Origin of the sequence: Nocardia cyriacigeorgica GUH-2, from assembly GCF_000284035.1 — a bacterium.
Classification (GTDB): domain Bacteria; phylum Actinomycetota; class Actinomycetes; order Mycobacteriales; family Mycobacteriaceae; genus Nocardia; species Nocardia cyriacigeorgica_B.
Genome location: NC_016887.1, coordinates 5,533,709 through 5,556,816 on the forward strand (window position 1 = coordinate 5,533,709; position 23,108 = coordinate 5,556,816).

A 23,108-nucleotide genomic window follows, 5' to 3' on the forward strand; every position below is an offset into this window, starting at 1 on the left:
CCGGTGGCCGCGTCGGATCATCGCCACCCGGCGGACCTGCTTGCCGATCGGCCGACCGCCCGGCACCGAGATCGCCTCGCGGATCGGTCAGTTGCTCGCTCGCCGACGACGCGTGCCCGGCAGTCGACTCCGAGGCCGGAGGGGAAAGTCACCGCGGAGGATCGCGGTGTTCAACTCGGCCACGGCCGGGCCGGGGTCGGTGCCGAGGTGGTCGGCCAAGGCGGCGCGGAGGGTGGCGAAGACGTCGAGGGCCTCGTTGGTGTGGCCCGCGGTGGCGAGCAGGCGCATCAGGGTGCGGGCGGCCGGTTCGCTGAGGGGGTCGGCGGATGCGGTGGCGCGGGCGAGGCTGAGCGCGCCGTTCAGGTCGCCGATGGCCTCGCGGGCGGTGAGCTCGAGCGCGTCCAGCGCGGCCCAGCGGTCGGCCGCCGCCGTGGCGAGTTCGTCAGCGAGCGGCCCTGCGGTGAGGTCGGCTCCTGGTTCGCCGCGCCACAGGGACCGGGCCTGGGCCACCAGGTCGAGACATCGGGTGTGATCGTGCGTCGCGCGGGCCTGCGTGAGCAGCAGCGTCACCGCGCTGAGATCCACCTGCTCGGCGGTCAATCCCAGCCGGTAGCCTGCCGGGCCGATCTCGACAGCGCCCTCAGGCAGCGCGGCGCGCAACCGGGAGACCTGCGTGTGCAGGGCGTTCATCGGTGCGCGCGGTGGTTGCTCGCCCCACACGTCGTCGATCAAGGCTTGCGCGCTGCGGCTGCGGCCGGGCGTCACCGCGAGCGCGGCCAGCAGCATCCGGGCCCGCACGCCGGGCAGCGGCACCAGCGCCCCGTCGCGGCGCAGCGCGACCTCACCCAGCAGCCCCACCACAACCGAGTCTGCGGGCGTCACCACCGGTATTCGGCCGCTCGGACCGCTGCGCTCAGAAACCATGCCGTGGTCATCGTATGCGCTGGTCCGGCCGCGAAGCGCGCCGATTCGGCTGCGGCCCGACCGGTCGGTCGCCTAGGCTGGGCCAATGGCCGAATTCGAGGTGGTGCGCCAGATCGTCATCGCGGCCGAACCGGCCCGCGTGCACGCGCTGATCAACGACTTCCACAACTGGGTCGAGTGGTCGCCGTGGGAAGATCTCGACCCGGAGTTGCGCCGCATGTACAGCGGCCCGGACGCCGGCGTCGGCGCCCGCTACGCCTGGGAGGGCAACCGCAAGGCCGGCCGCGGCACGATGCAGATCACCTCGAGCACCGACCAGGAAATCCGCATCACGCTGGACTTCGAGAAGCCATTCAAATCCAGCAACAACGTCGTGTTCACCATCATGCCCGCCGAAGCAGGCGGCACCCAGGTGGTCTGGCGGATGAACGGTGAGCAGCGCGGATTGATGGCGCTGATGGGCAAGGTCATCTCGATGGACAGCCTGATCGGCAAGGATTTCGAGAAGGGTCTGGGCCGGCTGCGAGTGGCCGCCGAAGCCGCGCCCGCCTAGCGCGCCAATTAGGCTGCGGACATGGCTACCGCAGCGCAATGGATCGAGGGCGCCCGGCCCCGCACCCTGCCGAACGCTATCGCCCCGGTCATCGCAGGTACCGGCGCCGCCGCGTCCATCGACGGGCTGGTGTGGTGGAAAGCGATTCTGGCGCTGCTGGTCTCGCTGGCGCTGATCGTCGGCGTGAACTACGCCAACGACTACTCCGACGGTATCCGCGGCACCGACGACGAACGCGTCGGCCCGCTGCGTCTGGTCGGCTCCGGTCTGGCCTCGCCCACGGCCGTCCGCACCGCCGCCATCGTCAGCCTGGGCATCGGCGCGGTCTTCGGTCTCGTCCTGGTTGCGCTGACCGCGTGGTGGCTGATCCTCATCGGCGCCGCCTGCCTGGCCGGCGCCTGGTTCTACACCGGCGGCAGCAAGCCCTACGGCTACAGCGGTTTCGGCGAGATCGCCGTCTTCGTCTTCTTCGGTCTGATCGGCGTGCTCGGCACCCAGTTCGTCCAGGCCGAGCGCATCGACTGGGTGGGTGCGGTGCTCGCGGTGGCCGTCGGCTCGTTCTCCAGCGCCGTCCTGGTGGCCAACAACCTGCGCGATATCCGCACCGACACCGAATCCGGCAAGGTCACCCTCGCCGTCAAACTCGGCGACCCCCGCACCCGCACCCTGCACCTGGCCCTGCTCGCCGTGCCCTTCGTAGCGACACTCCTCCTGGTCGCCCGCTCCCCCTTCGCCCTGATAGGCCTGCTCGCCATCCCCCTCGCCGTCCGCGCCAACGCCCCCGTCCGCTCCGGCCGAGCCGGCCTCGAACTGATCCCCGCCCTACGCGACTCCGGCCTCGCCCTCCTCGCCTGGTCCACCCTGACCGCCGCAGCCCTCGCCCTCGCCACCCTCTGAACTGAACCCCCGACGAGGGAGACATGAGACTGGCCCGCCCGGCGTGTCGCCGGCCTCATGTCCACGTCGTCGGGGGAGGGCCGAGCAGTATCGGGCCGGACAGCCGTCACCCACAGTGCTCGAACCCTTGTCGCCCTGCTGCGAAATGAGTGCGACCGGCTCACCTACTGACGCATGGATCGCGCCCGAAAAGTGTGGCAGCGCCGTACTGTTGAAGAAGGGGCGAGGGGCTCGGCAGTACGGCGCTTCAAGTGGTCTCGCCATCGCTAGGAGGGACCATGTCGGAGGCCGGCGACCGCGAAGACACCGCGCAGCAATCCGAGTCGCCGACTGGTTCGGCCGAGCCGAAACCGCCACCTCTCGGACACCAGCCTGCTTCGTTCCCACCGCCTGGGCCCTACAACGCACCACAACCGGTCCCGTACCCCGCCCCGCAACAAGGAATTTCGACTCAGCCTCCCTATGGGCCCCTACCGCCTGGCGGACACATGCCAGGCGTCGCTCCTTCCCCACCGTCGCCCGGCAGACAAGGGCCAGGCAGTGGGCCGGCGCTCCCGCCGCCCGGTGGGCAAGCATCCACCGGCGGGCAGTCTCCGCAACCACCGGGCGGGCATCGACCAACCAATGAACCGTTCCACCCCGGCCAACACTGGCCGAGTGGCGGCCAAATGCCTCCGCAACCAGGCGGGGCATGGCCAGGGGGCGGGCAGTTTCCTCCGCAACCAGGCGGGGCATGGTCGGGCGGCGGGCAGATTCCGCCACCGCCCGGTGGACGCGTTCCCGGCGGACCCTTTCCTCCGCCTCCGTTTCCGGGGCCGGGGTACGGGTTCGGCCCGCAGATTGGGGGTTCGATGCCCACCGAAGCCCCGTCGGCTCGCTCGCGACGGCGGCTGTGGTTGGTCGCTTCGCTGGTGATTCTGGTCGTGTGTGCGCTCGGGGTCGGTGGAGTGGTGGTCTTGCTGGGTGGCGGCGACGGGCCGAGCGTCGAGCAGCGGGGGCGGTCGGCGTTGGCGGTGGCGCAGTTGCGGTTGCTGGATACGCCTGCCACGCATTTCACCGGGACGGTGAAGCCGAGTGGGGCTTCAGCGGGACGGTTGCGGGTGGATCTCACGGTGACGAACGTGGGGGATGCGACCGGGACGGTGGCGGTGCGCGAGGGCGTCGAGATGGACTATCTCGGCGTGGGCGGGAAGTCGTTTCTGCGGGGTAGCGAGCAGGAGTGGCTGGCCTTCGGCGAACCTCCCGAGGATGCCGCCCGTTACGCGGATGTTCCGGTGCTGATCGGGCCCGAGCGTTTCGGATTCGATCTGGCGAGCACTTTGGCGCCGGCGCGGCTGGCGTTGGCGTTGGATCCGGAGGCGGAGCGGGGCGCGGACGTCACCGTTGGTGAGCCGATCGAGATCGACGGGCACGAATCCACGCCGGTCACCAGCGGCTCGATCACCACCTATCTGAGCGACTTCGATCCCGCCGAGCCCAGCGGCGACGGGTCCGACCGGCCGGCCATCGACCGCATCGTCAGCGCGTCATCGTCGGGTGAATCCGGCGAGGACGAGCTGCCGGAGTTCACGTTGGAACCGGAACCGGAGGAGGCCGACGACGCCCTCGGCATCTACGAGGAGCTGCCGGGCCGGGTGAACGATCTGGGCAATGCCGTCGATTCGCGGATTTCGGTGGGCGGCAACGTCAACGGGCAGTTCTTGCAGAACCCTTGCCTGGGCGTCTGCACGATTCAGTTCGTCATCACCAATACGGTGAACACCTCGCGGGACATCCGGGTCACCACCGTCCGATTCGACTACACCGTCAGCATGCAGTCGTCGGTGCCGGTGGCGCTCGGTCCGGGCTGCAACGGCAGCGGCACCATGCCCGCCAACGGCTCCACCACGCTGACGTGCAGCGCGACCTACGATCCCCAGCTCATCCCGGCCGGGCAGACCCGCCCGATCACGGCCAGCATCCAGGTCACGGTGCGCGCGCTCGATCCACAGCAGGTCACCGAGCTCCAGGACAAGACCGCCGACCGCGGCCGGCAGGTCAAGGACATCACCCAGGATGCGCCGAACAGCTACCGTCGCTACGCCGAGTCCGGCGGCACCCTCCCGCAGCCGAAGTGGACCCAGCGCTACGACCGGACCAGCACCTCCGCACAGGAACGGGGCGGCGCCGGGAAACCGATGCGGGAGGACCAGGTCGCGGCGGTATCGAGCGTCATGGACCGCCTCGGCATCTCCGGGCCGGATAAACAGAAAACGATCCAGGCCTTGCGCAATGCCAACAGCAGTCCGATGGGCGCCGAGGCCGCCGACATCATCGGCAAGGGGCATCTCGCCGGGGCGGAAGGTTTCAAGGATCTGGTGTCGAAGTTCCGCGGACCATCGGCCGCGCGCCCCGCGGCGATGCAGGAGCTGCGCCTCGGCGACGAGCTGTACCGGCGGGGCCATCGCGACCTGGTGTTCGGCCGGACGAAAGAAGGCCAGGGACGCTTCGACATCGACGTCGGCATCAAGGGCCCCGACGGCCGGGTGACCTTCGCCTATCAGGCCAAGGAGGTCGCCTCGATCAAGGGGCTGCGGTCGGCCACATCGTCGGTGGTCAAACAGCTGATGGACGCGCCGGCCGAACGAAAGGTCGGCGTGCTCGAGGTGGCCGCGCCGTCGACCGCGCTGGATACCGATACGCTGCGTTCGCTGACCGACCGGTCCAATGCCAGCGGTATCGCGTTCGTACTGCGCTTCTCCGACGACAAGGAGCTGATCATTCCCGACGGCGCGAAAGTCTTCCCGGAATGACCGCGGCCGAACCGCTGCGCGCACCGGCGTTCTCGTTCGTCTGGACCTGGTGGCCGGTCGGTGTGGGGCGCGGGGTGGCGGCCCAGTTCGAGTTGGCCCAAGGGCTGACGGCCTGTACCGAGCGGCACGGGGTTTTGTCGGCGTCGCGGGTGAGTTGCCGCTGGCTGGTGGACGGCCGGATCGTGCCGGGCGCGCATACCTCGGTGGCGGTGGCGGGCGGTCTCGCCGATCCGGAACTGCCCGCGCTGCTCGAATCCGCCCGTCCCGCCGATCTTCCCGGGCAGGCGCGCATCGGTGACATCACCGTCACCGGCCCCGGCACCCGCCTCGACGCGGCCGGAATCCCGCACATCCAGGACGATCTGATGCGGCTGGGCATCGACCTGACCGGCACCGAACCGATGGTCGATCTGGAGGTCTACCACGATATCTGGCTGACCCACGACTTCCGCGGCCGACCGCAACCGCAGGTCCACCATGGCAATGCGCCCCGATTGGCCGCCACCCTCGCCGATTTCGACGCGTTGCTGGATGTGGCGGCCGAACCCGGTCCGCCGTCGACCTTCGGCACTCCGCGACCGCGCGGTATCGAGCCACCGCTCGACGACGACGGCGAACCGATGGACGTCAGCGAATGGTTGTAACAGCCCGCGCTCAGTCCCGGTCGGGCACCAGCACACCCAGCAGCCAGTTGACCACCGTGACGATGATGGCGCCCCAGAATGCGGCCCAGAAGCCGTCGATGCGCAGGCCGTAGTCGGTGAATTCGGTGATCCAGGCCGTCAGCCACAGCATCAGGGCATTGACCACCAGCAGGAACAGGCCGAGGGTCACGATGACCAGTGGCAGCGACAGCAGCTGCACGATCGGCTTGATGAGGGCGTTCACCAGGGTGAACACGGCCGCGACCGCCAGCAGCGTGACGATCTTGGCGCCGTTGCCCTGGTCCTCCGGACTGATGATGTCGATCTTGTCGATCCACGTCGCGGCCAGCCAGATGGCGAAGGCGTTGATGACCAACCGAAGCACAAGCTGCATGGAGCCATGCTAGAGCCCGGAGCTCGGATGCGGGCGGTACCGAGCCGAACCCGGGCGGTTCAGGCGGCGCGGTCCAGCAGGGCGTGCACTCGGGTGCGCAGCGCCTCGACCTGCTCGTCTGCGCCGATCAGCGCCGTTGTCGTCGCGTTCGGCGCGCGCAGGATCGCCAGCAGGATGTGCCCGGATTCGATGCCCTTGTCCTTGCGCGCCAAGGCCTCCCGCAGCGCGAGCTCGAGTGTCTTCTTCGCGTCGCGGGAGAAGCGGATGTGGCCGAACTTCATTGCGCCGCGACCGAAACGTCCGCGGGGTTCCGGTGGTTCGGCGCGGTCGAGCGCGTCCTCGCCGAAGGTGGCCTCGAGGCTGTCGCGCACCGCGTCGAGGTCGATGCCGATGGAGCGCAGCGCTTCGGCGTCACGGTCGCCGAGCGGTGCGTTCTTACCGTCCTCCGCGAGGGCGGCAGCCACGTCGGCATGCGTGAGGCCGGCGGCGGCCAGCGTTTCCCGCATCGCGGGTTCGGCCTGCGACAGCACCCCGAGCAGCACATGCTCGACGCGGATCTCGGGCGCGCGCAACTGCCGGGCCTCTTCCTGCGCCACGACCACGGCCATCCGGGCGTTGTTGCTGAACCGTTCGAACATCAGCGGCCCCTGCCTCTCCGGTATTTCTGATGCACCGCTTGCTTGCTGACCTCGAGCGAGTCTGCGATCGCCTGCCACGACCAGCCCTGATCCCTGGCATTGGCCACCTGGATCGCTTCGAGCCGTTCGAGCAGCCGGCGCAACGCCAGCACGGCCCGTAGCCCGACTTGCGGGTCCGGGCTGCCGGCCGCCGCTGCCAGCGTGGTTGCTTCCGTCATGGCGTCAATTTTGATTGACGATCGCCGGTCTGTCAACAAAGATTGACACAGCGGGCATGATGAAGCGCCCCCGGCCGGTCTCGATTCCCGCCGCGTCGCCACACGACCGAAACCGAGAACCGGGGCGCTATCGAACCGGTGCCGCGACGATCAGCCCACGCTCAACTGCTCACGCAGTTGGTACTTCAGCACCTTGCCCGAGGCATTGCGTGGCAGCGCGTCGACGAACTCCAGCCGCAGCGGCACCTTGTAGCCGGCGAGTTCGGCGCGGGCGAATTCGCGCAGCTCGTCCAGCGTCAGCGTGGCGTCCGGTTGCAGGGCGACGACCGCCGTCACCGCCTCACCCCACTTCTCGTGCGGCAGGCCGAGCACCGCGACCTCGGCGACCGCTGGATGCCGGTAGAGCACGTTCTCCACCTCGGCCGGGTAGACGTTCTCACCGCCGGTGATGACCATGTCCTTGACCCGATCGACCACGTAGACGAAGCCGTCGGCATCGGCCTGACCGACATCGCCGGTGTGGAACCAGCCCTCGGCGTCGATCACCGCGTCGGTCGCGGCCTGATTGCGCCAGTAGCCCTTCATGACCTGCGGTCCACGCACACAGATCTCGCCGCGCTCACCGGCAGGCACCGGGTTGTTGTCCAGGTCGACCAAGCGCACCTCCGACAGCGGCAGCACCTGATGTCCGGCCGCGCCGACCCGGGTCGCCACCTGATCGGTGGACAGCACCAACGCCAGCGGCGCGGTCTCGGTGAGCCCGTAGCCTTGGGCGAACGGGATACCGCGCTCGCCGTATCGGGTGATGAGCGCTTCCGGCACCGGCGCGCCGCCGCAGATGAAGCTGCGCACACTGGACAGATCGGTACTCGCGAACTCCGGTACCTGCGCCATGAACAGGAACATCGCCGGCACACCGAACATGGTGGTCACCTTGTACTCGGCGATGAGCGCCAGCGCACGCGCGGGATCGAAGGCGGGCATGAGCACCAGATGCGCACCCTTCTGCAACGACACCAGCGTGGTGACGTTCAGCCCGCCGATATGGAACAGCGGCGCGCAGACCAGCGACACATCCTGCTGGCTGGTATCGAACGACAGCAGCGCATTGACGTTGTTCCAGAACAGATTTCCGTGCGTGAGCATGGCGCCCTTCGGGCGTCCTGTCGTGCCAGAGGTGTACATGATCACCGCGACGTCGTCGGCGGCCGGATGCCGCGGCTCGGCGATCGGCGCGCGCACTGCGAGCAGTTCGTCCAGCGTCTGCCAGCCGGGCCGCCCGGCGTGCGACATCGCGCGCCGCACGCCGGATTCGGCCAGCACCGGATCCACCACCTCGGCGTGCGCGGTATCGGCGATCAGCGTATGCACGCCGGCATCGCCGATGATGTAGCCGAGTTCCGCCGCGGTGAGCCGGAAGTTGAGCGGGACGAAGATCGCGCCGGCGCGGGACGCGGCGAACAGCGTCACCAGGAAATCCGGATGGTTCAGCCCGAGGTAGCCGACCCGGTCGCCGGGCTCCACCCCGCCGGCGATCAACTCCGCGGCCAGCCGATCGATGCGGTCGAGGAGTTCGCCGTAGGTCTGGGTGCGGCCCTCGAAGGTGATCGCCGGGCGATCCGGGCCGGACGCGGCCCTGCGCGCGATCCAGGATCCGAGGTCGGTGGGCGGCGTGATCATCGGCATACCTCCAGCTCACCGTCGGCAGCGGCGGCGCCACTGTGACGGACATCTCTCCAGATTTCGCGACAGCCTATTACGGACGCAGCCCGTCGTAAATAGGAAAATGAGACCGGTGCCACAATGTTGCGGTGGTTGAGACGCGACGAGCCGGGCGCCCGCGTGATCCGGAGCTGGAACACCGCGCCCATCAGGCCGCGCGGGCGGTCTACGCCGAACGCGGCTGGAGTGGGTACACCCTCGACGAGGTGGCCCGGCGTTCCGGCATCGGCAAGGGCTCGCTGTACCTGCGCTGGTCGTCGAAGGAAGAGCTGCTGGTGGAGGCGGTGCGGGCGCGCATCCGGTTCATCGCCGATATCGACACCGGCGATCTGCGCTCGGATCTGATCGAATTCGCCACCAGCTGGATGGCCCACGAAAGCACCGACGACGGATCGCTGGCCCGTCAGCTCTCCGCCGACGCGCATCGGGTGGCGAAACTGCGCGAGGCCTTCGCGGGCGATCCCTATCCGGAGCATCTGCGCGCCACCCGTGCGATCATCCGTCGCGGTATCGAGCGCGCGGAACTTCCGCCGAAGACGTCGGTGGCGCTGGTCGCGGATCTGATCGCCGGCGCGGTGAGCAACCACGTCACGGTGACGCCGCCGCATCTGCGCGAGCGGGCGAGCGCCGAATCAGCCGGCTACATCGTCGCTCTGGTGGACACCATCATCGCGGGGGTGCGCGCTACGTCCGACGATCGGGAGCAGCGGCATATGGAGGCCGAGCGCACCGGGCCCCGCTGACGAGCCGCGCGCGACGCCGGTCCCGGGCGCATTCGGCTGATCAGCCGCGCCAGATGCCGGTGGCGGCGAAATCTTCCAGCACCGCGGTCGGTTCGGCGAGGTCGAGCCCCTGCGCGGCCACCCAGCCGTCGTCGAAATACGTTCCGGCATAGCGATCCCCGCCGTCGCAGAGCAGGGTGACCACACTGCCGGTGCGCCCGGCCGCCAGCATTTCGGCGACCAGGGCGAACGCGCCCCACAGGTTGGTGCCCGTCGAGCCGCCGACGCGGCGCCCCAGCACGCGACTGGCATGGCGCGCGGTGGCGATGGACGCGGCGTCGGGCACCTCGATCATCCGGTCCACCACCTGCGCGATGAACGACGGCTCCACCCGCGGCCGTCCGATCCCCTCGATCCGCGACGGCATCCCGGTCTGATATCCGGGATCGCCGGTTTCGTAGCCGCCGTAGAACGCCGAGTTCTCCGGGTCGACGATGGCCAGTTTCGTCGCATGCCTGCGGTAGCGGATGTAGCGGCCGATGGTGGCGCCGGTGCCGCCGGTGCCCGCGCCGGTGACGATCCACTCCGGCACCGCGTGCGTCTCCAGTTTCAGCTGCTCGAAGATGGATTCGGCGATGTTGTTGTTGCCGCGCCAGTCCGTCGCGCGCTCGGCGTGAGTGAACTGATCCATGTAGTGACCACCGCATTCGGCGGCCAGCCGGGCCGCCTCGGTGTACATCTCCGGTGGACGCTGCACGAAATGGCAACGCCCGCCCTGCGCCTCGATCAACGCGATCTTCTGCGGCGACGTGCTCGCCGGCATCACCGCGACGAAATCCAGTCCGAGCAGTTTCGCGAAGTACGCCTCGCTCACCGCCGTCGACCCCGACGACGCCTCCACCACGGTGGTGTTCTCGGTGATCCAGCCATTGCACAGGGCATAGAGGAACAGCGAGCGCGCCAGGCGATGTTTCAGGCTGCCGGTGATATGGGTGGATTCGTCCTTCAGATACAGCTGGATATCCCACTCGACCGGCAGCGGATAGCGCAGCAGATGGGTGTCGGCGCTGCGCTGGGTGTCGGCGTCGATGAGCCGCACGGCGTTGTCGACCCAGGCACGCGGCGCGCTCCGGTCGACGTACTTCACGCCTTCGACCCGCCCTGATCGCTGGGTTCGTCACCGCGCAGGCGGGCGCGCAGCTGCGCCTTGTCCTGCCTGCGGCGCTCGTCGACCACGGCGATGTCCTCGTTGACCTTGGTGCGCAGGCTCTTGAACAGCACCAGCGACAGCGGCATGGCGATGATGAGCGCGAACAGCGCGGCCACCACCAGCGGGATCTCTACGTCGATCAACCGCGCGGCGAACATGATCACCACGGTGATCAGCGCGACCAAGCCGAGCCGGGCCACCGTGTACAAGGCCAGGTTGCGGGCCAATCGCCCACCCGTCGAACCACTGGTTTGCCGGGCGGATGCCCCTTCCGGTCGCGATGCGTCACTCACGATGTCCAGAGTAGGCGGCGGGTCTGCGGGGATCGGACCCGGCGCTCCGAACGGCGGATGCGCACTATATCCGATTTGTCTATTACCTCCCCTTTACCAACAGTAGGTCATTCGAGTACCTGGGGGTCGCGGTGCGACTATGGCGGCATCTTGATGAGGGATAGTTACTGTCGAGAACGGAGAGTTTGCTATGACCGCGATCACCGTCGGCGGCCAGGACACCCTGCTGACGCCCGGCCAGGTTGCCGCCCTGTTCCACGTCGACCCGAAGACCGTCACCCGGTGGGCGCACGCCGGTCGGCTCGGGTCGCTGCGCACCCCGGGTGGGCACCGCCGGTTCCGTGAGTCCGAGGTCATGCAGCTGCTGAAGTCGCTCACCACCGAGGCCACCGCCCGCTGACCCGGCCTCGAATCACCCGCCACGACACGGCCCGTCCGCGGCTGTCGTGGCGGGTATCGCACGTCTCGATGCGCGCGGGCCCGGGGCGGGTCTACCCTCGGTAGCAGGAGGTGAGCGACGTGACGTACCTGTTGGCACTCATCGCGGTCGTGGCGATCGCGGTGCTGTGCTGGAAGGCGTTCGGCCCCGACCGAGGTGCGGGCTACTCCGCACCGATGCGGCGCGCCCCCAAGCGCGTGGTCGGCCCGGATGACGACCCCGAATTCCTCTGGCGCATCTCCCGCCAGCAGCACCGCGACAGCGATCCCGGCCCCGCCGAACACTGACGCCCGGATCAGTCGCGCGAGTGCTCGCGTGACGAGTCGACACGGCCGTCGCCGTCCATCCGCGGCGCCGGCCCGTCACCGTCCTCCCGCAACTCCCCCGCGTCATCCAAGAGCGGCAACCCTTCACTGACGCGCAGCCGGTCGGCGATCATCACCAGATACCGCTGCGCCTCCTCCGACAACCCGCTCGCCACTCGCACCAACCGAGCCAGGGCACTCTCGCCCGGGCCCTCGGCAACCAATCCCCCGGCGAAGTCCCCAGCATCCACGCGCAACCCTCCTCGAGCTTCGGCGCACCGGCACAGCGCACTACTTCGAACGACACGGGTCCGCGCGGATCGGCACGCCCCTCACCAGTGACATATGCCACGACCGCGCGGCTCGAGCGGCGCGCACAGGCTCGCCGCCGGAACATCCCGGAAAAGACCGCATGCCACCCCACGCGAGTCGAGGGGTGGCATGCGGAACGATTCGCCGGCCTACCGTGCCCCGATCGGCTTGCCGAAGAACGAGGCCACGGTCTCACCGAGCATCGAGCCGACGTATTCGAGCTGGCCCGGTGTGCCCATCATCGAGGGGACGTCGGTGGTGGTGCAGCCGGGGGCGGCGGGGACACCGTTGAGGCGGTCGCGCATCCACAGCAGGGCGGTGGGGCCGCCGGTCACTTCGGCGACGATGTGTTCGCTCGCGTGGTCGCGGGTGTAGGTGACCTGGGCGCTCGGGTCCTTGCAATAGGTGTCGACGAGCTGGTTGGTCGAGTGCAGCGGGAGGATCTCGTCCCAGGCGGAATGCCAGATGAACATGGGCATCCCGGGGGCCGACTTACCCATGCGGGTGTCGTCGAGCATCGGGACCACCGCGGGATCGTGCAACGGGTCGCCTGGAGTGCGCATCATGCCCTTCATGTTCAGGAACGGGAGCAGGTTGGACTGATACTGCACGCACAGTGGGGCTTTGATGGTGCGCAGGGCCTGACCGAGCGGATCGAGGTTGCGGTCGAGGAACGCGGCGAATTCGGGATATTCCCGCGAAAGCCCGATGACGGCGGCGAACACCAGCCCCGAGGTGGCCTGGTTGTTCGACATGTTCAGTGCGGCACCGAGATCGGCGCCGACCCCGCCCATCGCGGTGGCGGCGATGTTGAGTTCGGGCGCGTAGGACTCGTGCAGTTCGGCGGCGTGCCCGGTGGCGATGGAACCGCCAGAGTAGCCGTACATGCCGACCGGCGCGTCCGGCCCGACCTCCAGCGGCGCGAACGACGTGGCGGCACGGATGCCGTCGAGGGTGATGCGCCCGGCCAGCGGTCCCGCGGCGTAGGCGGAGTTCGGGCCCTGATGGTCGGGGATCACGACCGCCCAGCCCTGCTGGAGCGCGGCCTGCGCGAAGAGGAACTCGGCCGGCGCGACGATCTGGCCGACGAACGGGGCGACCGAAAGATGTTGCAGCGCATACGACGGCGTGCAGTAGCCCGCGGTGGAATCCTCGGCGATCTGCACCGACAGCAGTTTGCGCGGCTGCGGAGCGGTGCCGCGCGGCTTGATCAGGGTGGCCACGGCCGGGATGGCCTCGTCACGGCTGTTGTTGGAGCGATAGGACACCTGCCAGGCGTCGACATTGAGCGGGATGAGCCCGAAGTTGGCGACGTTCACCTGCCGCACCGCGATGATCTCGCCGGGCGCCTTGGCACCGAACACTTCGGCGGGCGGATGGTAGAAACCCGGATCCAGTTCCGGCGGCAACGGCAGCACCCTGGCCGGTTCGATGGCCGGCGGTGGTGCGGGCTCGGCACCCGCGGTCGGGCCGGCCACCGCGAACGCGGCGACGGCACTCAGGGACAACGTGCAGATTCGGCGAACCCACCCCGGTTTGGTCTTCATCGACCCACATCCTTACCCAGCCTTTTGAGACGCCAACGTCTCAACTTCGGCGCTCACTATCGCACGAATGTGTCCGAGCTCGCAATCAGCCGTCGATGGTGTCCGGCAGCACCAGCGCCCGCAGCAGCGTCGACAGCACGTCGAGCAGGTCGTCCACCGGCGGGCGCGGCTCGCTTCGGCTCCAGCGATGCGCCGAGGCGTTGACCGCGCCGATGAACGCCGCCATCGCCAACCCCCAGCCACCGGGCGGGGTGCGGGAACCCGGGACGGCCGTGGCGGTGTCCTCGATCAACCGCACCCATTCATCGCGAATCTCGAGCCGGTGCCGCTCGACCGTATCGCTGACGCCCACGATCTCGACGAAGGCGATCTGCGCGCACCGGATGTCGTCGGTGACGGCGTGCACGTAGGCGCGGGTGGCCGCGGCCAGCATCTCTCGCGGATCGCTGCCCGCCGCGGTGGCCAGCCCCTCCACCAGGGCAGCGCGGGCCCGGTGCTGCACCTGGTCGTAGATGTCGATCAGCAGCGCTTCCCTGCTGGAGTACTGCTCGTAGAACTGCCGCCGAGACAGCCCCGCCGCCGCGCACACATCGGAGATCGAGCTCGCGGCGTAACTCTTCTCCGCGAAGACCGTCAGCCCCGCTTCGATGAACAGCGCACGCCGCTCGGCCCGCCGCTCCTGCACCGATCGCCCGGCATAGTTGTGCCTGGTCCGCGCCGTGGTCACCGCTAGCGCCCGGCCTCAGTTCAGTCCGGCGTAGGAGTGCAGGCCGCTCACCACCATGTTGATGATGAACAGGTTGAACAGCATCGCCACGAAACCGGCGACGTTGATCCAGGCGGCCTTGGTGTCGCGCCAGCCGGAGGTGGCGCGGGCGTGCAGGTAGGCGGCGTAGAGGACCCAGGCGATGAACGAGCAGGTCTCCTTCGGGTCCCAGCCCCAGAACCGCCCCCAGGCCGCCTCCGCCCAGATCGCGCCGAGGATGACGCCGGCGCCGAACAGCGGGAAGCCGATGATGGTGGTCTTGTAGGCGATCCGGTCCAGCGTGCGCGCGTCGGGCAGGCGACGGGCGATGGTGCCGAAGATGTTGTCCGACTCCTGCCCCTGCGGCTGCCGGATCCGGTACAGGAACAGCAGACTCGCCACACCCGACACCATGAACACGCCGCTGCCGACGCTGACGATGGTCACGTGGATCGGCAGCCAGAACGACTTGAGCGCGGGCACCACGGGCGCGGCGTCGGCATAGAGCACGGTGCCGGCCAGGAACATCAGGATGAGCAGCGGCACCAGCAGGAACACCCACATGGCCCGGTATTTCTGGTCGCGCAGGAAGATCAGGCCGACTACGGCGGTGGCGGCGGTGGCCATGGTGACGAATTCGTACATGTTGCCCAGCGGGAACCGATGGGTGGCGAAGCCGCGCAACACGATCGACAGCACATGCAGCGCGACTGCGACGAACAGCACCGAGAACGCCATATTGCCCAGCCGCTCCGACAGCGGCAGCCGCGGCGCCTCGACGACCTTGCCGGGAACCGCCGGATCGACGGTGACCGAACCACCGCCCGCGGTCACCAGCTCGCGTTCGACCACCTTGCGGGTGCGCACCGACGCGTACTGCACGATCAGCAGTACGAGCACCAGCGCGTACACGAAGATCGCGGACATGTACGCGAAGTCGCTGTAGCGCGCGAGGGTCTCGTCGATCTGCATCATCTATCTCCCGTGGTCTTCCCATTCGGCGACGGCGCCGGCGCGTCGTCGGGCGCGGCATCGCCGAGCAGACGTGCGCGCAACCGATCGAACTCCCCGCCCCATCCGGCCTGATCGGACCTGGCGAGTCCACCCATCTCTACTACGACGCGTCGTTGGTCCACGGTACCCGCTCCGGCCTCGGCCGGGTACACGCGCAGCCAGATCCGCCGGCGCGAGACCAGCAGCGAGACCAGCAGACCGGCCATCATGGTCACCGCGCTCACCAGTACCCACTGCTGCGCCGGATCGTGTGAGACCTGCAGGTTGACGAATTCCTCGGCGCCGTCGAAGGTCACCACCGTGCCGTTCGACAGCGTGGTGGATTCGCCGGGACGCAGGTTGACCCTGGCTTCCTTGGTCAGCCGCTCCTGCCGGATCAGCTCCTGGTCGAGCGCGAACAGCGACTGCGGGCGTCCGGTATCGAGGCCGGTGTCGCCGCGGTAGATGTCGACGGCGACGGCCGGATCGGTCATTTCCGGGTACGACGACGTCAGCAACGTGCCGTGCAGGTTCGCGGTGGGCGCGAACAGGCCCTCGATCGCGATCTGGTTGTTGCGGCGCTCCTCCTCGGTGGGGTAGAGCCCGCCGGGCGGATCGATGCGCAGCACACCGCTGGACAGGAAGGTGGTGGCGTCGTCGGGGCGCCACTGCACGGTTTCGGTCCGGGTCTCGCCATTCGGGAATTTCACCGTGAACGTCGGCGCGTACCCGTGGCCTTGCAGGTAGATCCGGTCGCCGGCGACGCGCAGCGGGTGATTCACCCGGATCTCGGTCTCGCGCCAGGTGCCGGTCGCGAAATCCTCGCCGGCCTGGTAGGCGATATTGGACCGGAACATCTCGGCCTGGCCGTTGTCGAGGTAGTCGGCGTGGAAGTCCTTGACCCGCACGCAGATCGGCGTCATGCCGGTGCCGTCGTTGGCCGAACCGGTCCGGAACGAGTCGAACGCCGCGGGCGAGGTGCTGCAGAAGCCGGGGCCGTTGTTCGCGATGACGATGACGCTGCCCTCGTAGCCGAACAGCTTGCCCACCGCGATCGACACCAGCAGCCCCACCAGCGCCAGATGGAAGACCAGGTTGCCGAACTCGCGCGCGTACCCCTTCTCCGCCGACAGCGTGACCTCGCCGTCGCGATCGCCCGGCCGGACCTCGGTCCGCCAGCGGCGCAGCTGTCCGCGTGCCGTGGCGATCACCTCGTCCGGCGTGCCGTCGGCGGTCGCGGAATAGTGGTGCGGCAGCCGCTTCAGATTGCGCGGCACCCGCACCGGCGGCGTACGCAGCGCCCGGTAGTGGTCGACCGCGCGCGGCAGGATGCAGCCGACCAGCGAGATGAACAGCAGCGCGTAGATCGCGGTGAACCAGGAGCTGGAGAACACGTCGAACAGCTGGACGCGGTCCATCCAGGGACCGAGTGTGGGCCGGTTCGCGATGTACTCGGCGACCTTGCCCTCGTTGAGCTCACGCTGGGGCAGCAGCGCGCCCGGGATGGCGGCCAGCGCCAGCAGGAACAGCAGCACCAGCGCGGTACGCATGCTGGTGAGCCCACGCCAGGTATTGCGCACGAAAGCCAGGACCCGACCTGGTAGCGATTGGCGCGGTGGCCGCGCCGGAGCGTCGGGACGGTCGATCACGGTCATATCGGCAGGGTCACCTCGGAGACGAACGCGTCGCGCACCCATGCCACGAACTGATCCCAGGCCCCGGTCACCAGCGCGATACCGACGGCCACCAGCAGCAGCCCGCCGATCACCTGAATGGTGCGGGAATTACGCCGCAGCCAGCCCACCCCGCGCAGCGCGCTGGCCGAGCCGAACGCCAGGATCACGAACGGCAGGCCCAGCCCCAGGCAGTAGGCCACGATCAGCGCGACGCCACGGGCCGCGGTGGTGCCTTCGGTGCCGGCCGCCACCGCCATCACGCCGGACAGCGTCGGACCGAGGCACGGCGTCCAGCCGAGCGCGAACACCCCGCCGAGCAGTGGGGCGCCCGCGATGCTGGTCAGCCTGCGCGGTTCCATCCTGGTGTCGCGTTGCAGCGCGGGAACCAGGCCGATGAACACCAGGCCCATCAGGATGGTGACGACGCCGCCGAGCCGCATCAGCAGCTCACGGTTGACGTTCAACGTCTGAATCACACCGAACACGGTCGCCGTCGCGAGCACGAACACCACGGTGAACCCGGCCACGAACAATCCGGCCGCGCCCGCGACGCGCATCCGAGCCGCTTTCACCGGCGCGCGCTGGGCCAGCGCGACCGACGATCCCGACCCGGTCTTGCTTTTCGCCTCGGCCACCGTGGCGGGCGGCGCCTCGGCCCCGACCAGCCCGGCCAGATACGACAGATAGCCCGGTACCAGCGGCACCACGCACGGCGAGGCGAACGAGACCAGTCCGGCGAGCAGGCAGGCGCCCAGCGCCAGCAGCAGCGGCCCGGTCGCCGCCGTCTGCTGGAACGATTCACCCACCCCGGCCAGTACGGTCACCTCTGCTCCGGCTCGGCCGCCGGTTCGGCGGCCTCGTGTTCGTCATCGGGGCGGGTCAGCGCCGCGGACGCGGGAGCGGTGCGGTATTCGAGCACCCAGTGCCCGAGGGAGGAGCGAACCATCACCTCCGCGCGCACACCGCGGGGCGGACGGGTCGACGGGTAGCGGCGGCGCACCGCCGTCCGGCTGCGGACCGGTTTCATCGTCTCTCCTGTAAGGCTTCCTGGAGGGTGTTCATCGCCCCTCCGGCGCGTGACTGACGGTCCCCCCGGCAGGTTCCTCGCGAGCGATGCTCTCGACGACAGGCTGTAGATCTTCGGCCAGCACCGCGCGCAGGAAGATCGCGGCGACCCGGTGCTGACGATCGAGGACCAGCGTCGTCGGGATGACGCTGGTAGGGAAGTTCCCGCCGAGCGCGAGCAGGGTGCGCATGGACGGGTCGTAGATCGACGGATAGCCGACCTTGTTGTCGACGACGAAATCCTGCGCCCTATCGCGCTGGTTGTCGCGGACGTTGATGCCGAGGAAGGCGACCCCGGAGTCCTTGGTCTGTTCGTAGACCTGTTCCAGCGCGGGCGCCTCGGCGCGGCACGGCCCGCACCACTGACCCCACAGATTGAGCACCACCACCTGGCCGGCGAAATCCGAGAGCGCGATATCGGAGCCCTCGTTCATCAGATCCGGGCCCGACATTGCGCCGATGGTGCCGCGTGAGCTGGGCGGGTTGTAGAAGATCTCGGTCTTGCCGCCGGGTGAGACGAATTCGAAGGTGCCGCCGGAGGCGACCGCGTCATCCCCGGTCGCGCAGCCGGTGACGGCCGCGGCGACCAGGGTCAGACAGGCCAGCAGGACCGGCATCAGCCGGGCCCGCCGTGACGACACCTTGCTTCTCATGCCCCGTGCACCGTGGGATCCGACCCGCCCGCGGGCTCGGAGTAGACGATGTCGACGAGGGTGTCGCCCTGATAGACCAGCGAGGTCAGCGACGCCAGCGAGCACTGGCGCTGACGCGGATCGTGCCAGAGCCGCTGGCCCTGGAGGAACCGGCGCAGCGTCCAGACGGGCAGCTGATGCGAGACCAGCACCGCTTCCCGTCCGGTGGCCTCGGCGCGCGCCTTGTTCACCGCGGCCAGCATGCGGTGCGCGATCTGCAGGTACGGCTCGCCCCACGACGGGGTGAACGGATCGCGCAGCTTCCACCAGTGCCGCGGCTTGCGCAGCGCGCCGTCGCCGACGGATACGCGCAGGCCCTCGAAGGTGTTGCCCGCCTCGATCAGGTTCTCGTCGGTGCGCACGATCAGCCCGTGCTGGGCCGCGATCGGCTCGGCGGTCTCCTGCGCGCGCTGCAACGGCGAGGCGATGACGACGGCGATGTCGTGGTCGGCCAGCGCCCGCGCCACCGCACCGGCCTGCGCCCGGCCCGACACCGACAGCCCGAAACCGGGCAGCCGGCCGTAGAGGATGCCCTTCGGGTTGTGCACCTCACCGTGGCGCAGCACATGCACGATGGTTTCGACGGCGGCGCCGCCGTCGTGGATGCGCGGCTGGGATGCGGCCACCGCGGACGAGCCGTCCTCGGCGGCGGATTCGGCGGCGGCCAGTGCCGCGGCGGCCTCGGCAGCGGCGGTTTCGGCGGCGGCCTCGGCGACCACGGCCTCGGCCATCGCGGTCTCGGCGGCGGTGGTCTGCGCGACGGCCTCGGCCATGGCGGCGGGATCGGATTCCGCGGCGGCGACGGCGGCCGCGGTTTCGGCGGCGGCCTTGGCGACCTCGGCGTCGGCGGCGGCGTTCTCGGCTACCGCCTTGGCCGCGGCGGCCTTGGCGGTGGCGGCCTCGACGGCCGAGGCCGCGTCAGCGGTGTTCTCGGTGGGTTCGCGCTCGGAATCGGGCTGGCTCACGCGCGGGTTCCTTCGGGTGTGGCGGCCGCGGCCGCGTGTGCGGCGGCGGGCAGGGCGGCGGCGATACGGGCGAATGCGTCCTCGTCGAGCGCCGCGGACACGAACCACGCTTCGAACGCGCTCGGCGGCGCGTAGACCCCGCCCTCGAGCAGGGCGTGGAAGAAGGCGGGATAACGCCAGGTCTGGCTCGCCTTGGCGGTGGCGTAGTCGATGACCGGGGAGTCGGCGAAGAACACGCTCACCATATTGCCTGCGAACTGAACCTGGTGCTCGACCCCTGCCTCACCCAGCGCCTCGGCGAACAGGATGCCCAGCCGTTCGGAGTTGCGGTTCAGCGTCGCGTACACCTCGTCGTCGGCCGCACGCAGCGTGGCCAGGCCCGCGGCCACCGCGACCGGATTCCCGGACAGGGTGCCGGCCTGATAGACCGGGCCCAGCGGAGCCAGATGATTCATGATCTCGGCGCGGCCACCGAACGCCGCCGCGGGCAGGCCGCCGCTCATCACCTTGCCGAAGGTGTACAGATCGCCCGCGACGCCGTCGAGCCCGAACCAGCCCGACGGGCTCACCCGGAAACCGGTCATCACTTCGTCCATGATCAGCAGCGCGCCGTGCTCGATGGTCAGCTTGCGCAGGCCGGCGTTGAAACCCGGCAGCGGCGCGACCGCGCCCATATTGCCCGCGGCCGCCTCGGTGATCACGCAGGCGATCTCACCGGGGTTCGCCTCGAACGCGGCCGTCACGGCCTCGAGATCGTTGTAGGGCAGCACGATGGTGTCGGCGGCCTGCGCGCCGGTCACGCCGGGCGAGGTGGGCAGGCCGAGGGTGGCGACACCCGAACCCGCGTCGGCCAGCAGCGCATCCACGTGGCCGTGGTAGCAGCCGGCGAACTTGATGATCTTGGTGCGGCCGGTGTAGCCGCGGGCGAGCCGGACCGCGCTCATGGTGGCCTCGGTGCCGGAATTGACCAGCCGGACCCGATCAACCGGCGCGACCCGCCCGGCGATGTGCTCGGCGAGTTCGATCTCGGCCTCGGTCGGCGCGCCGAACGACAAGCCGCCCGTGGCCGCCTTCTGTACCGCCTCGACGACGGCGGGATGGGCGTGCCCGAGAATCATCGGCCCCCAGGAACACACCAGGTCGACGTAGTCGTTGCCATCGGCGTCGGTGAGGGTGCAGCCGTTGGCCGAGGCGATGAAGCGGGGCGTGCCGCCCACCGACTGGAAGGCCCGCACCGGCGAGTTGACACCGCCGGGAATGACGGCGGTGGCTCGTTCGAAGAGCTGAGCGGAAACCGGCACCGTTGCCCTGGTCACGCGCGGAGAAGAACTCACGCGTTCCAGTCTGGCAGCCGTGCCCGATCGAGTCGACGACAGGGTGTAGTGGAGTGACCCACACCGCAGCCGGAATCGGCCTCGATCAGGTGTACATGCAGGGCACGGAGGCCGAGATCGTGTGCAGCCAGCACATGACGTTGTTGTAGACGCCCGCCGAACCGGTCTCCGGCGCGAACACCGCGGCCGGTGGCGCGGGCTCGAGCGGCAGGCCGGGAGCCGCGACCGCCGGTGCGGCGGCGAAACCGATCGCCGCGACCGCCGCTACCGCCGCACAGGTCCTCATTACCAGCCGATTCATGGCCTCATCCTTCGCTAGGTCGTCCCCCGGGCCCAGACGGTAGCCGAATCCGATTCTGCCGCAAAAAACATTCCGGTCGGAATCGTTTGGCCTGACGGCACGGACGATCCGGGTGACTAGATCGATCAACGCCAGCCCCGCCGCGGCGATCAGCAGCGCCGCCAGCACCAGCCACGGACCCGAATACCGGGTGGCGGTGAAACCGGGCACCTCACCCATCGGGGCGAACTGCGTCGTTTGCACGCCTTGACGCCAACTGAGCACGGCCGCAACGACACACACCACCGCGAGCACCGCGTCCACGGCCATCAATACGGTTCGTCGGTTCATCCGTCGGCTCCGTTCTCGTCGGGACGCTCGACCACCGGATCCGCGGAATCCCGGGAACCCGCACCGCCTCCCGCGGTGCCGTCACCCGGCCGCGAATCGAGCGTCCGCTGATCCAATGCGGCGGTCAACGCGGCGCGCAGGCCGCGGTGATCGCGGGCCCACGCCTGCACCACCTCGCCGTCGGTGCGCCGCAGCCCGATACCGGTGCGGCGGCGCGGCACGCCGGACAGTTCGCCGAGCGCACGCGCGGACTCCCAGGGTTCCTCATCCCAGCTCTGCTCATCGGCTTCGCCGAGGACCGCGTCGATGGCGGTCAGCGGCAACGTCTCGGTGCCGTTGCGCAGCGCGTGCGGGGTGAGTTCGACGCTGACATGGCGGCGCGCGGCCACCACTTGCAGTGCGACGAAGGCGGCGATCAGCACGGCACAGAACACGAGGGCGAACCAGTGCGGAGTGCTTCCGGTCGCGAGTTCCAGAACGAGGATGAGCAGGCACAGCGCGGGCCCGTAGGCGACCGCGCGCCAGCGTCCGCCGGGTTCGGCGAACAGGACGGTCCCGGAATCGTTCATGACAGCACCGCTCATGACGACCGGAACCGGAATAGCGGCTGGGAAGAAATCAGCCGAGGAGGCTGGGGATCAGCAGGACGGCGACGGTGACCAGACCGAACAGCACCAGCAGGCTCAATACGAGCAGATCCCGCCGAACGCTCTGTGGCTGTTGGATCACCACTCGCATTACTGCCTCCGATCTCCCGGAGCAGTCGCGACGTCCATATCCGAACGTTCGGGCGACAACTTCGGGTTCCCACTCCTGCTGTGACAACCCTCACGATACATGCCGCCGCAGCGCCGACAAACTCACCCCGAGCGCCGGCAACCGTTCACCGCCGGTTCATCTGGAAGTAGCGAGTCGAGTCCGGACGGTGACTCAGGTAGATCGCGCCCGCCGCGAGCACGCCCTGCACGATGGCCGCACCACCGGCCACCAGCGAGGCGATGCCACTCACCGCGTCCAGCGCGAATAGCGAGCCGATGGCCATGAACACCAGCCAGACACCGGCGAAGGTGAGCACCGCACGCGCCCAGCCCTTGCCGCGCGCGAGTTGATGCACCACCAGCAGGCCGATGCCCGCGATCACCAGGCCGAACACCACCACCAGTGCGAACGCGATCGTCACCATCAGCTCGGCGGTCGCCTCGCTGAACTGCGGATCGGTCGCGCGGGCCTGTTCGAGCATGTCGGCGGTGAAGCTGTCGCGCTGGTCGATGGCGGTGATCACCGAGGCGATCAGCTGCACCAGACCGACCGCGATGGCGGCCCACCACAGCTGGCGCGCGGTGCCCACGTCTTCGGGCATGACCGGTGCCGGGTCGGCGCCCGGCGGTTTCGGCATA

At 69.2% G+C, this 23,108-nt stretch carries 27 protein-coding genes; 7 read left to right on the forward strand and 20 right to left on the reverse strand.

Annotated elements, in window-relative coordinates; genetic code table 11:
* Window positions 1–87 precede the first annotated feature (87 nt).
* A complete protein-coding gene (locus tag NOCYR_RS24730) occupies window positions 88–882 on the reverse strand; it encodes an AfsR/SARP family transcriptional regulator (protein ID WP_231855987.1) in 795 nt (264 codons plus the stop codon).
* 127 nt (window positions 883–1,009) lie between these two features.
* Between NOCYR_RS24730 and NOCYR_RS24735 the strand changes: the two genes are divergently transcribed.
* From NOCYR_RS24735 to NOCYR_RS24750, 4 genes are all read left to right on the forward strand, one after another.
* A complete protein-coding gene (locus NOCYR_RS24735) occupies window positions 1,010–1,477 on the forward strand; it encodes an SRPBCC family protein (protein WP_014353141.1) in 468 nt (155 codons plus the stop codon).
* Between the two features lie 21 nt (window positions 1,478–1,498).
* Window positions 1,499–2,374, forward strand: coding sequence for a 1,4-dihydroxy-2-naphthoate polyprenyltransferase (locus tag NOCYR_RS24740; protein WP_014353142.1), 876 nt, complete (start codon window positions 1,499–1,501; stop codon window positions 2,372–2,374).
* A gap of 851 nt (window positions 2,375–3,225) precedes the next feature.
* Complete coding sequence (locus NOCYR_RS24745; RefSeq protein ID WP_014353143.1) at window positions 3,226–5,166, forward strand: hypothetical protein; 1,941 nt, start codon at window positions 3,226–3,228, stop codon at window positions 5,164–5,166.
* A complete protein-coding gene (locus NOCYR_RS24750; protein WP_014353144.1) occupies window positions 5,163–5,810 on the forward strand; it encodes a hypothetical protein in 648 nt (215 codons plus the stop codon). Before NOCYR_RS24745 ends, NOCYR_RS24750 begins: the two co-directional genes overlap by 4 nt.
* Before the next feature lie 10 nt (window positions 5,811–5,820).
* On the opposite strand, the gene NOCYR_RS24755 is transcribed toward NOCYR_RS24750, so the two are convergent.
* The 4 genes from NOCYR_RS24755 to NOCYR_RS24770 form a co-directional block, all read right to left on the reverse strand.
* Entirely contained in the window at window positions 5,821–6,204 is a 384-nt protein-coding gene (locus NOCYR_RS24755; protein WP_014353145.1) for a phage holin family protein, read from the reverse strand.
* 59 nt (window positions 6,205–6,263) lie between these two features.
* Window positions 6,264–6,842, reverse strand: coding sequence for a Clp protease N-terminal domain-containing protein (locus tag NOCYR_RS24760; protein WP_014353146.1), 579 nt, complete (start codon window positions 6,840–6,842; stop codon window positions 6,264–6,266).
* On the reverse strand, window positions 6,842–7,060 hold the full coding sequence (locus NOCYR_RS24765; RefSeq protein ID WP_014353147.1) for a hypothetical protein: 219 nt from the start codon (window positions 7,058–7,060) through the stop codon (window positions 6,842–6,844). Before NOCYR_RS24765 ends, NOCYR_RS24760 begins: the two co-directional genes overlap by 1 nt.
* A gap of 150 nt (window positions 7,061–7,210) precedes the next feature.
* Entirely contained in the window at window positions 7,211–8,746 is a 1,536-nt protein-coding gene (locus NOCYR_RS24770) for an acyl-CoA synthetase (protein WP_048833687.1), read from the reverse strand.
* 125 nt (window positions 8,747–8,871) lie between these two features.
* On the opposite strand from NOCYR_RS24770, the gene NOCYR_RS24775 reads away from it, so the two are divergent.
* Window positions 8,872–9,525, forward strand: a complete 654-nt coding sequence (locus NOCYR_RS24775; protein WP_014353149.1) for a TetR/AcrR family transcriptional regulator — start codon at window positions 8,872–8,874, stop codon at window positions 9,523–9,525.
* A 40-nt stretch (window positions 9,526–9,565) separates the two neighbouring features.
* On the opposite strand, the gene NOCYR_RS24780 is transcribed toward NOCYR_RS24775, so the two are convergent.
* Together NOCYR_RS24780 and NOCYR_RS24785 are read right to left on the reverse strand one after the other, a co-directional pair.
* A complete protein-coding gene (locus tag NOCYR_RS24780) occupies window positions 9,566–10,651 on the reverse strand; it encodes a PLP-dependent cysteine synthase family protein (protein ID WP_014353150.1) in 1,086 nt (361 codons plus the stop codon).
* Window positions 10,648–11,007 (reverse strand): DUF4229 domain-containing protein, encoded by a 360-nt coding sequence (locus tag NOCYR_RS24785; RefSeq protein ID WP_048833688.1) that lies wholly within the window; start codon window positions 11,005–11,007, stop codon window positions 10,648–10,650. The genes NOCYR_RS24780 and NOCYR_RS24785 overlap by 4 nt, the downstream gene beginning before the upstream one ends.
* A gap of 190 nt (window positions 11,008–11,197) precedes the next feature.
* On the opposite strand from NOCYR_RS24785, the gene NOCYR_RS24790 reads away from it, so the two are divergent.
* Window positions 11,198–11,407 (forward strand): BldC family transcriptional regulator, encoded by a 210-nt coding sequence (locus tag NOCYR_RS24790; RefSeq protein WP_014353152.1) that lies wholly within the window; start codon window positions 11,198–11,200, stop codon window positions 11,405–11,407.
* 119 nt (window positions 11,408–11,526) lie between these two features.
* Window positions 11,527–11,733, forward strand: coding sequence for a hypothetical protein (locus NOCYR_RS24795; protein ID WP_014353153.1), 207 nt, complete (start codon window positions 11,527–11,529; stop codon window positions 11,731–11,733).
* A gap of 8 nt (window positions 11,734–11,741) precedes the next feature.
* On the opposite strand, the gene NOCYR_RS24800 is transcribed toward NOCYR_RS24795, so the two are convergent.
* The 13 genes from NOCYR_RS24800 to NOCYR_RS24860 all read right to left on the reverse strand — a co-directional run bounded on the left by NOCYR_RS24800 (window position 11,742) and on the right by NOCYR_RS24860 (window position 23,107).
* Window positions 11,742–12,002 carry a hypothetical protein gene (locus tag NOCYR_RS24800; RefSeq protein ID WP_048833689.1) on the reverse strand — a complete coding sequence of 87 codons (261 nt, stop codon included), beginning with the start codon at window positions 12,000–12,002 and terminating at the stop codon, window positions 11,742–11,744.
* Between the two features lie 210 nt (window positions 12,003–12,212).
* A complete protein-coding gene (locus NOCYR_RS24805; RefSeq protein ID WP_014353155.1) occupies window positions 12,213–13,610 on the reverse strand; it encodes a lipase family protein in 1,398 nt (465 codons plus the stop codon).
* Between the two features lie 85 nt (window positions 13,611–13,695).
* Entirely contained in the window at window positions 13,696–14,337 is a 642-nt protein-coding gene (locus tag NOCYR_RS24810) for a TetR/AcrR family transcriptional regulator (protein ID WP_014353156.1), read from the reverse strand.
* 15 nt (window positions 14,338–14,352) lie between these two features.
* Entirely contained in the window at window positions 14,353–15,327 is a 975-nt protein-coding gene (ccsB, locus tag NOCYR_RS24815; RefSeq protein WP_048834436.1) for a c-type cytochrome biogenesis protein CcsB, read from the reverse strand.
* Window positions 15,327–17,003, reverse strand: coding sequence for a cytochrome c biogenesis protein ResB (resB, locus tag NOCYR_RS24820; RefSeq protein WP_014353158.1), 1,677 nt, complete (start codon window positions 17,001–17,003; stop codon window positions 15,327–15,329). The genes ccsB and resB overlap by 1 nt, the downstream gene beginning before the upstream one ends.
* Window positions 17,000–17,848, reverse strand: coding sequence for a cytochrome c biogenesis CcdA family protein (locus NOCYR_RS24825; protein ID WP_014353159.1), 849 nt, complete (start codon window positions 17,846–17,848; stop codon window positions 17,000–17,002). Before NOCYR_RS24825 ends, resB begins: the two co-directional genes overlap by 4 nt.
* Window positions 17,845–18,051, reverse strand: coding sequence for a hypothetical protein (locus tag NOCYR_RS24830; RefSeq protein WP_014353160.1), 207 nt, complete (start codon window positions 18,049–18,051; stop codon window positions 17,845–17,847). The genes NOCYR_RS24825 and NOCYR_RS24830 overlap by 4 nt, the downstream gene beginning before the upstream one ends.
* A 31-nt stretch (window positions 18,052–18,082) precedes the next feature.
* Window positions 18,083–18,706, reverse strand: coding sequence for a TlpA disulfide reductase family protein (locus tag NOCYR_RS24835; RefSeq protein WP_148280959.1), 624 nt, complete (start codon window positions 18,704–18,706; stop codon window positions 18,083–18,085).
* Window positions 18,707–18,738: 32 nt separating this feature from the next.
* The gene (locus NOCYR_RS29490) at window positions 18,739–19,512 is read right to left on the reverse strand and encodes a histidine phosphatase family protein (RefSeq protein ID WP_081505630.1); all 774 of its coding nucleotides are present in this window, start codon (window positions 19,510–19,512) and stop codon (window positions 18,739–18,741) included.
* 230 nt (window positions 19,513–19,742) lie between these two features.
* A complete protein-coding gene (hemL, locus tag NOCYR_RS24845) occupies window positions 19,743–21,080 on the reverse strand; it encodes a glutamate-1-semialdehyde 2,1-aminomutase (RefSeq protein WP_048833690.1) in 1,338 nt (445 codons plus the stop codon).
* Between the two features lie 85 nt (window positions 21,081–21,165).
* Window positions 21,166–21,711: a hypothetical protein gene (locus NOCYR_RS24850; RefSeq protein WP_148280751.1), complete on the reverse strand. Its 546-nt coding sequence runs from the start codon at window positions 21,709–21,711 to the stop codon at window positions 21,166–21,168.
* Window positions 21,708–22,280 (reverse strand): hypothetical protein, encoded by a 573-nt coding sequence (locus NOCYR_RS24855; RefSeq protein WP_014353165.1) that lies wholly within the window; start codon window positions 22,278–22,280, stop codon window positions 21,708–21,710. Before NOCYR_RS24855 ends, NOCYR_RS24850 begins: the two co-directional genes overlap by 4 nt.
* A gap of 314 nt (window positions 22,281–22,594) precedes the next feature.
* Window positions 22,595–23,107, reverse strand: a complete 513-nt coding sequence (locus NOCYR_RS24860; protein ID WP_228780873.1) for a hypothetical protein — start codon at window positions 23,105–23,107, stop codon at window positions 22,595–22,597.
* Window position 23,108: the final 1 nt, after the last annotated feature.

Excerpts from the sequence above, each read along its gene's own strand:
- NOCYR_RS24735 (WP_014353141.1), top strand. The coding sequence starts at position 1,010 with ATGGCCGAATTCGAGGTGGTGCGCCAGATCGTCATCGCGGCCGAACCG.
- NOCYR_RS24740 (WP_014353142.1), top strand. The coding sequence starts at position 1,499 with ATGGCTACCGCAGCGCAATGGATCGAGGGCGCCCGGCCCCGCACCCTG.
- NOCYR_RS24745 (WP_014353143.1), top strand. The coding sequence starts at position 3,226 with ATGCCCACCGAAGCCCCGTCGGCTCGCTCGCGACGGCGGCTGTGGTTG.
- NOCYR_RS24750 (WP_014353144.1), top strand. The coding sequence starts at position 5,163 with ATGACCGCGGCCGAACCGCTGCGCGCACCGGCGTTCTCGTTCGTCTGG.
- NOCYR_RS24755 (WP_014353145.1), bottom strand. The coding sequence starts at position 6,204 with ATGCAGCTTGTGCTTCGGTTGGTCATCAACGCCTTCGCCATCTGGCTG.
- NOCYR_RS24760 (WP_014353146.1), bottom strand. The coding sequence starts at position 6,842 with ATGTTCGAACGGTTCAGCAACAACGCCCGGATGGCCGTGGTCGTGGCG.
- NOCYR_RS24765 (WP_014353147.1), bottom strand. The coding sequence starts at position 7,060 with ATGACGGAAGCAACCACGCTGGCAGCGGCGGCCGGCAGCCCGGACCCG.
- NOCYR_RS24770 (WP_048833687.1), bottom strand. The coding sequence starts at position 8,746 with ATGCCGATGATCACGCCGCCCACCGACCTCGGATCCTGGATCGCGCGC.
- NOCYR_RS24790 (WP_014353152.1), top strand. The coding sequence starts at position 11,198 with ATGACCGCGATCACCGTCGGCGGCCAGGACACCCTGCTGACGCCCGGC.
- NOCYR_RS24805 (WP_014353155.1), bottom strand. The coding sequence starts at position 13,610 with ATGAAGACCAAACCGGGGTGGGTTCGCCGAATCTGCACGTTGTCCCTG.
- ccsB (WP_048834436.1), bottom strand. The coding sequence starts at position 15,327 with ATGCAGATCGACGAGACCCTCGCGCGCTACAGCGACTTCGCGTACATG.
- resB (WP_014353158.1), bottom strand. The coding sequence starts at position 17,003 with ATGACCGTGATCGACCGTCCCGACGCTCCGGCGCGGCCACCGCGCCAA.
- NOCYR_RS24830 (WP_014353160.1), bottom strand. The coding sequence starts at position 18,051 with ATGAAACCGGTCCGCAGCCGGACGGCGGTGCGCCGCCGCTACCCGTCG.
- NOCYR_RS24835 (WP_148280959.1), bottom strand. The coding sequence starts at position 18,706 with ATGCCGGTCCTGCTGGCCTGTCTGACCCTGGTCGCCGCGGCCGTCACC.
- NOCYR_RS29490 (WP_081505630.1), bottom strand. The coding sequence starts at position 19,512 with ATGGCCGAGGCCGTGGTCGCCGAGGCCGCCGCCGAAACCGCCGCTGCC.
- NOCYR_RS24850 (WP_148280751.1), bottom strand. The coding sequence starts at position 21,711 with ATGAACCGACGAACCGTATTGATGGCCGTGGACGCGGTGCTCGCGGTG.
- NOCYR_RS24855 (WP_014353165.1), bottom strand. The coding sequence starts at position 22,280 with ATGAACGATTCCGGGACCGTCCTGTTCGCCGAACCCGGCGGACGCTGG.
- NOCYR_RS24860 (WP_228780873.1), bottom strand. The coding sequence starts at position 23,107 with ATGCCGAAACCGCCGGGCGCCGACCCGGCACCGGTCATGCCCGAAGAC.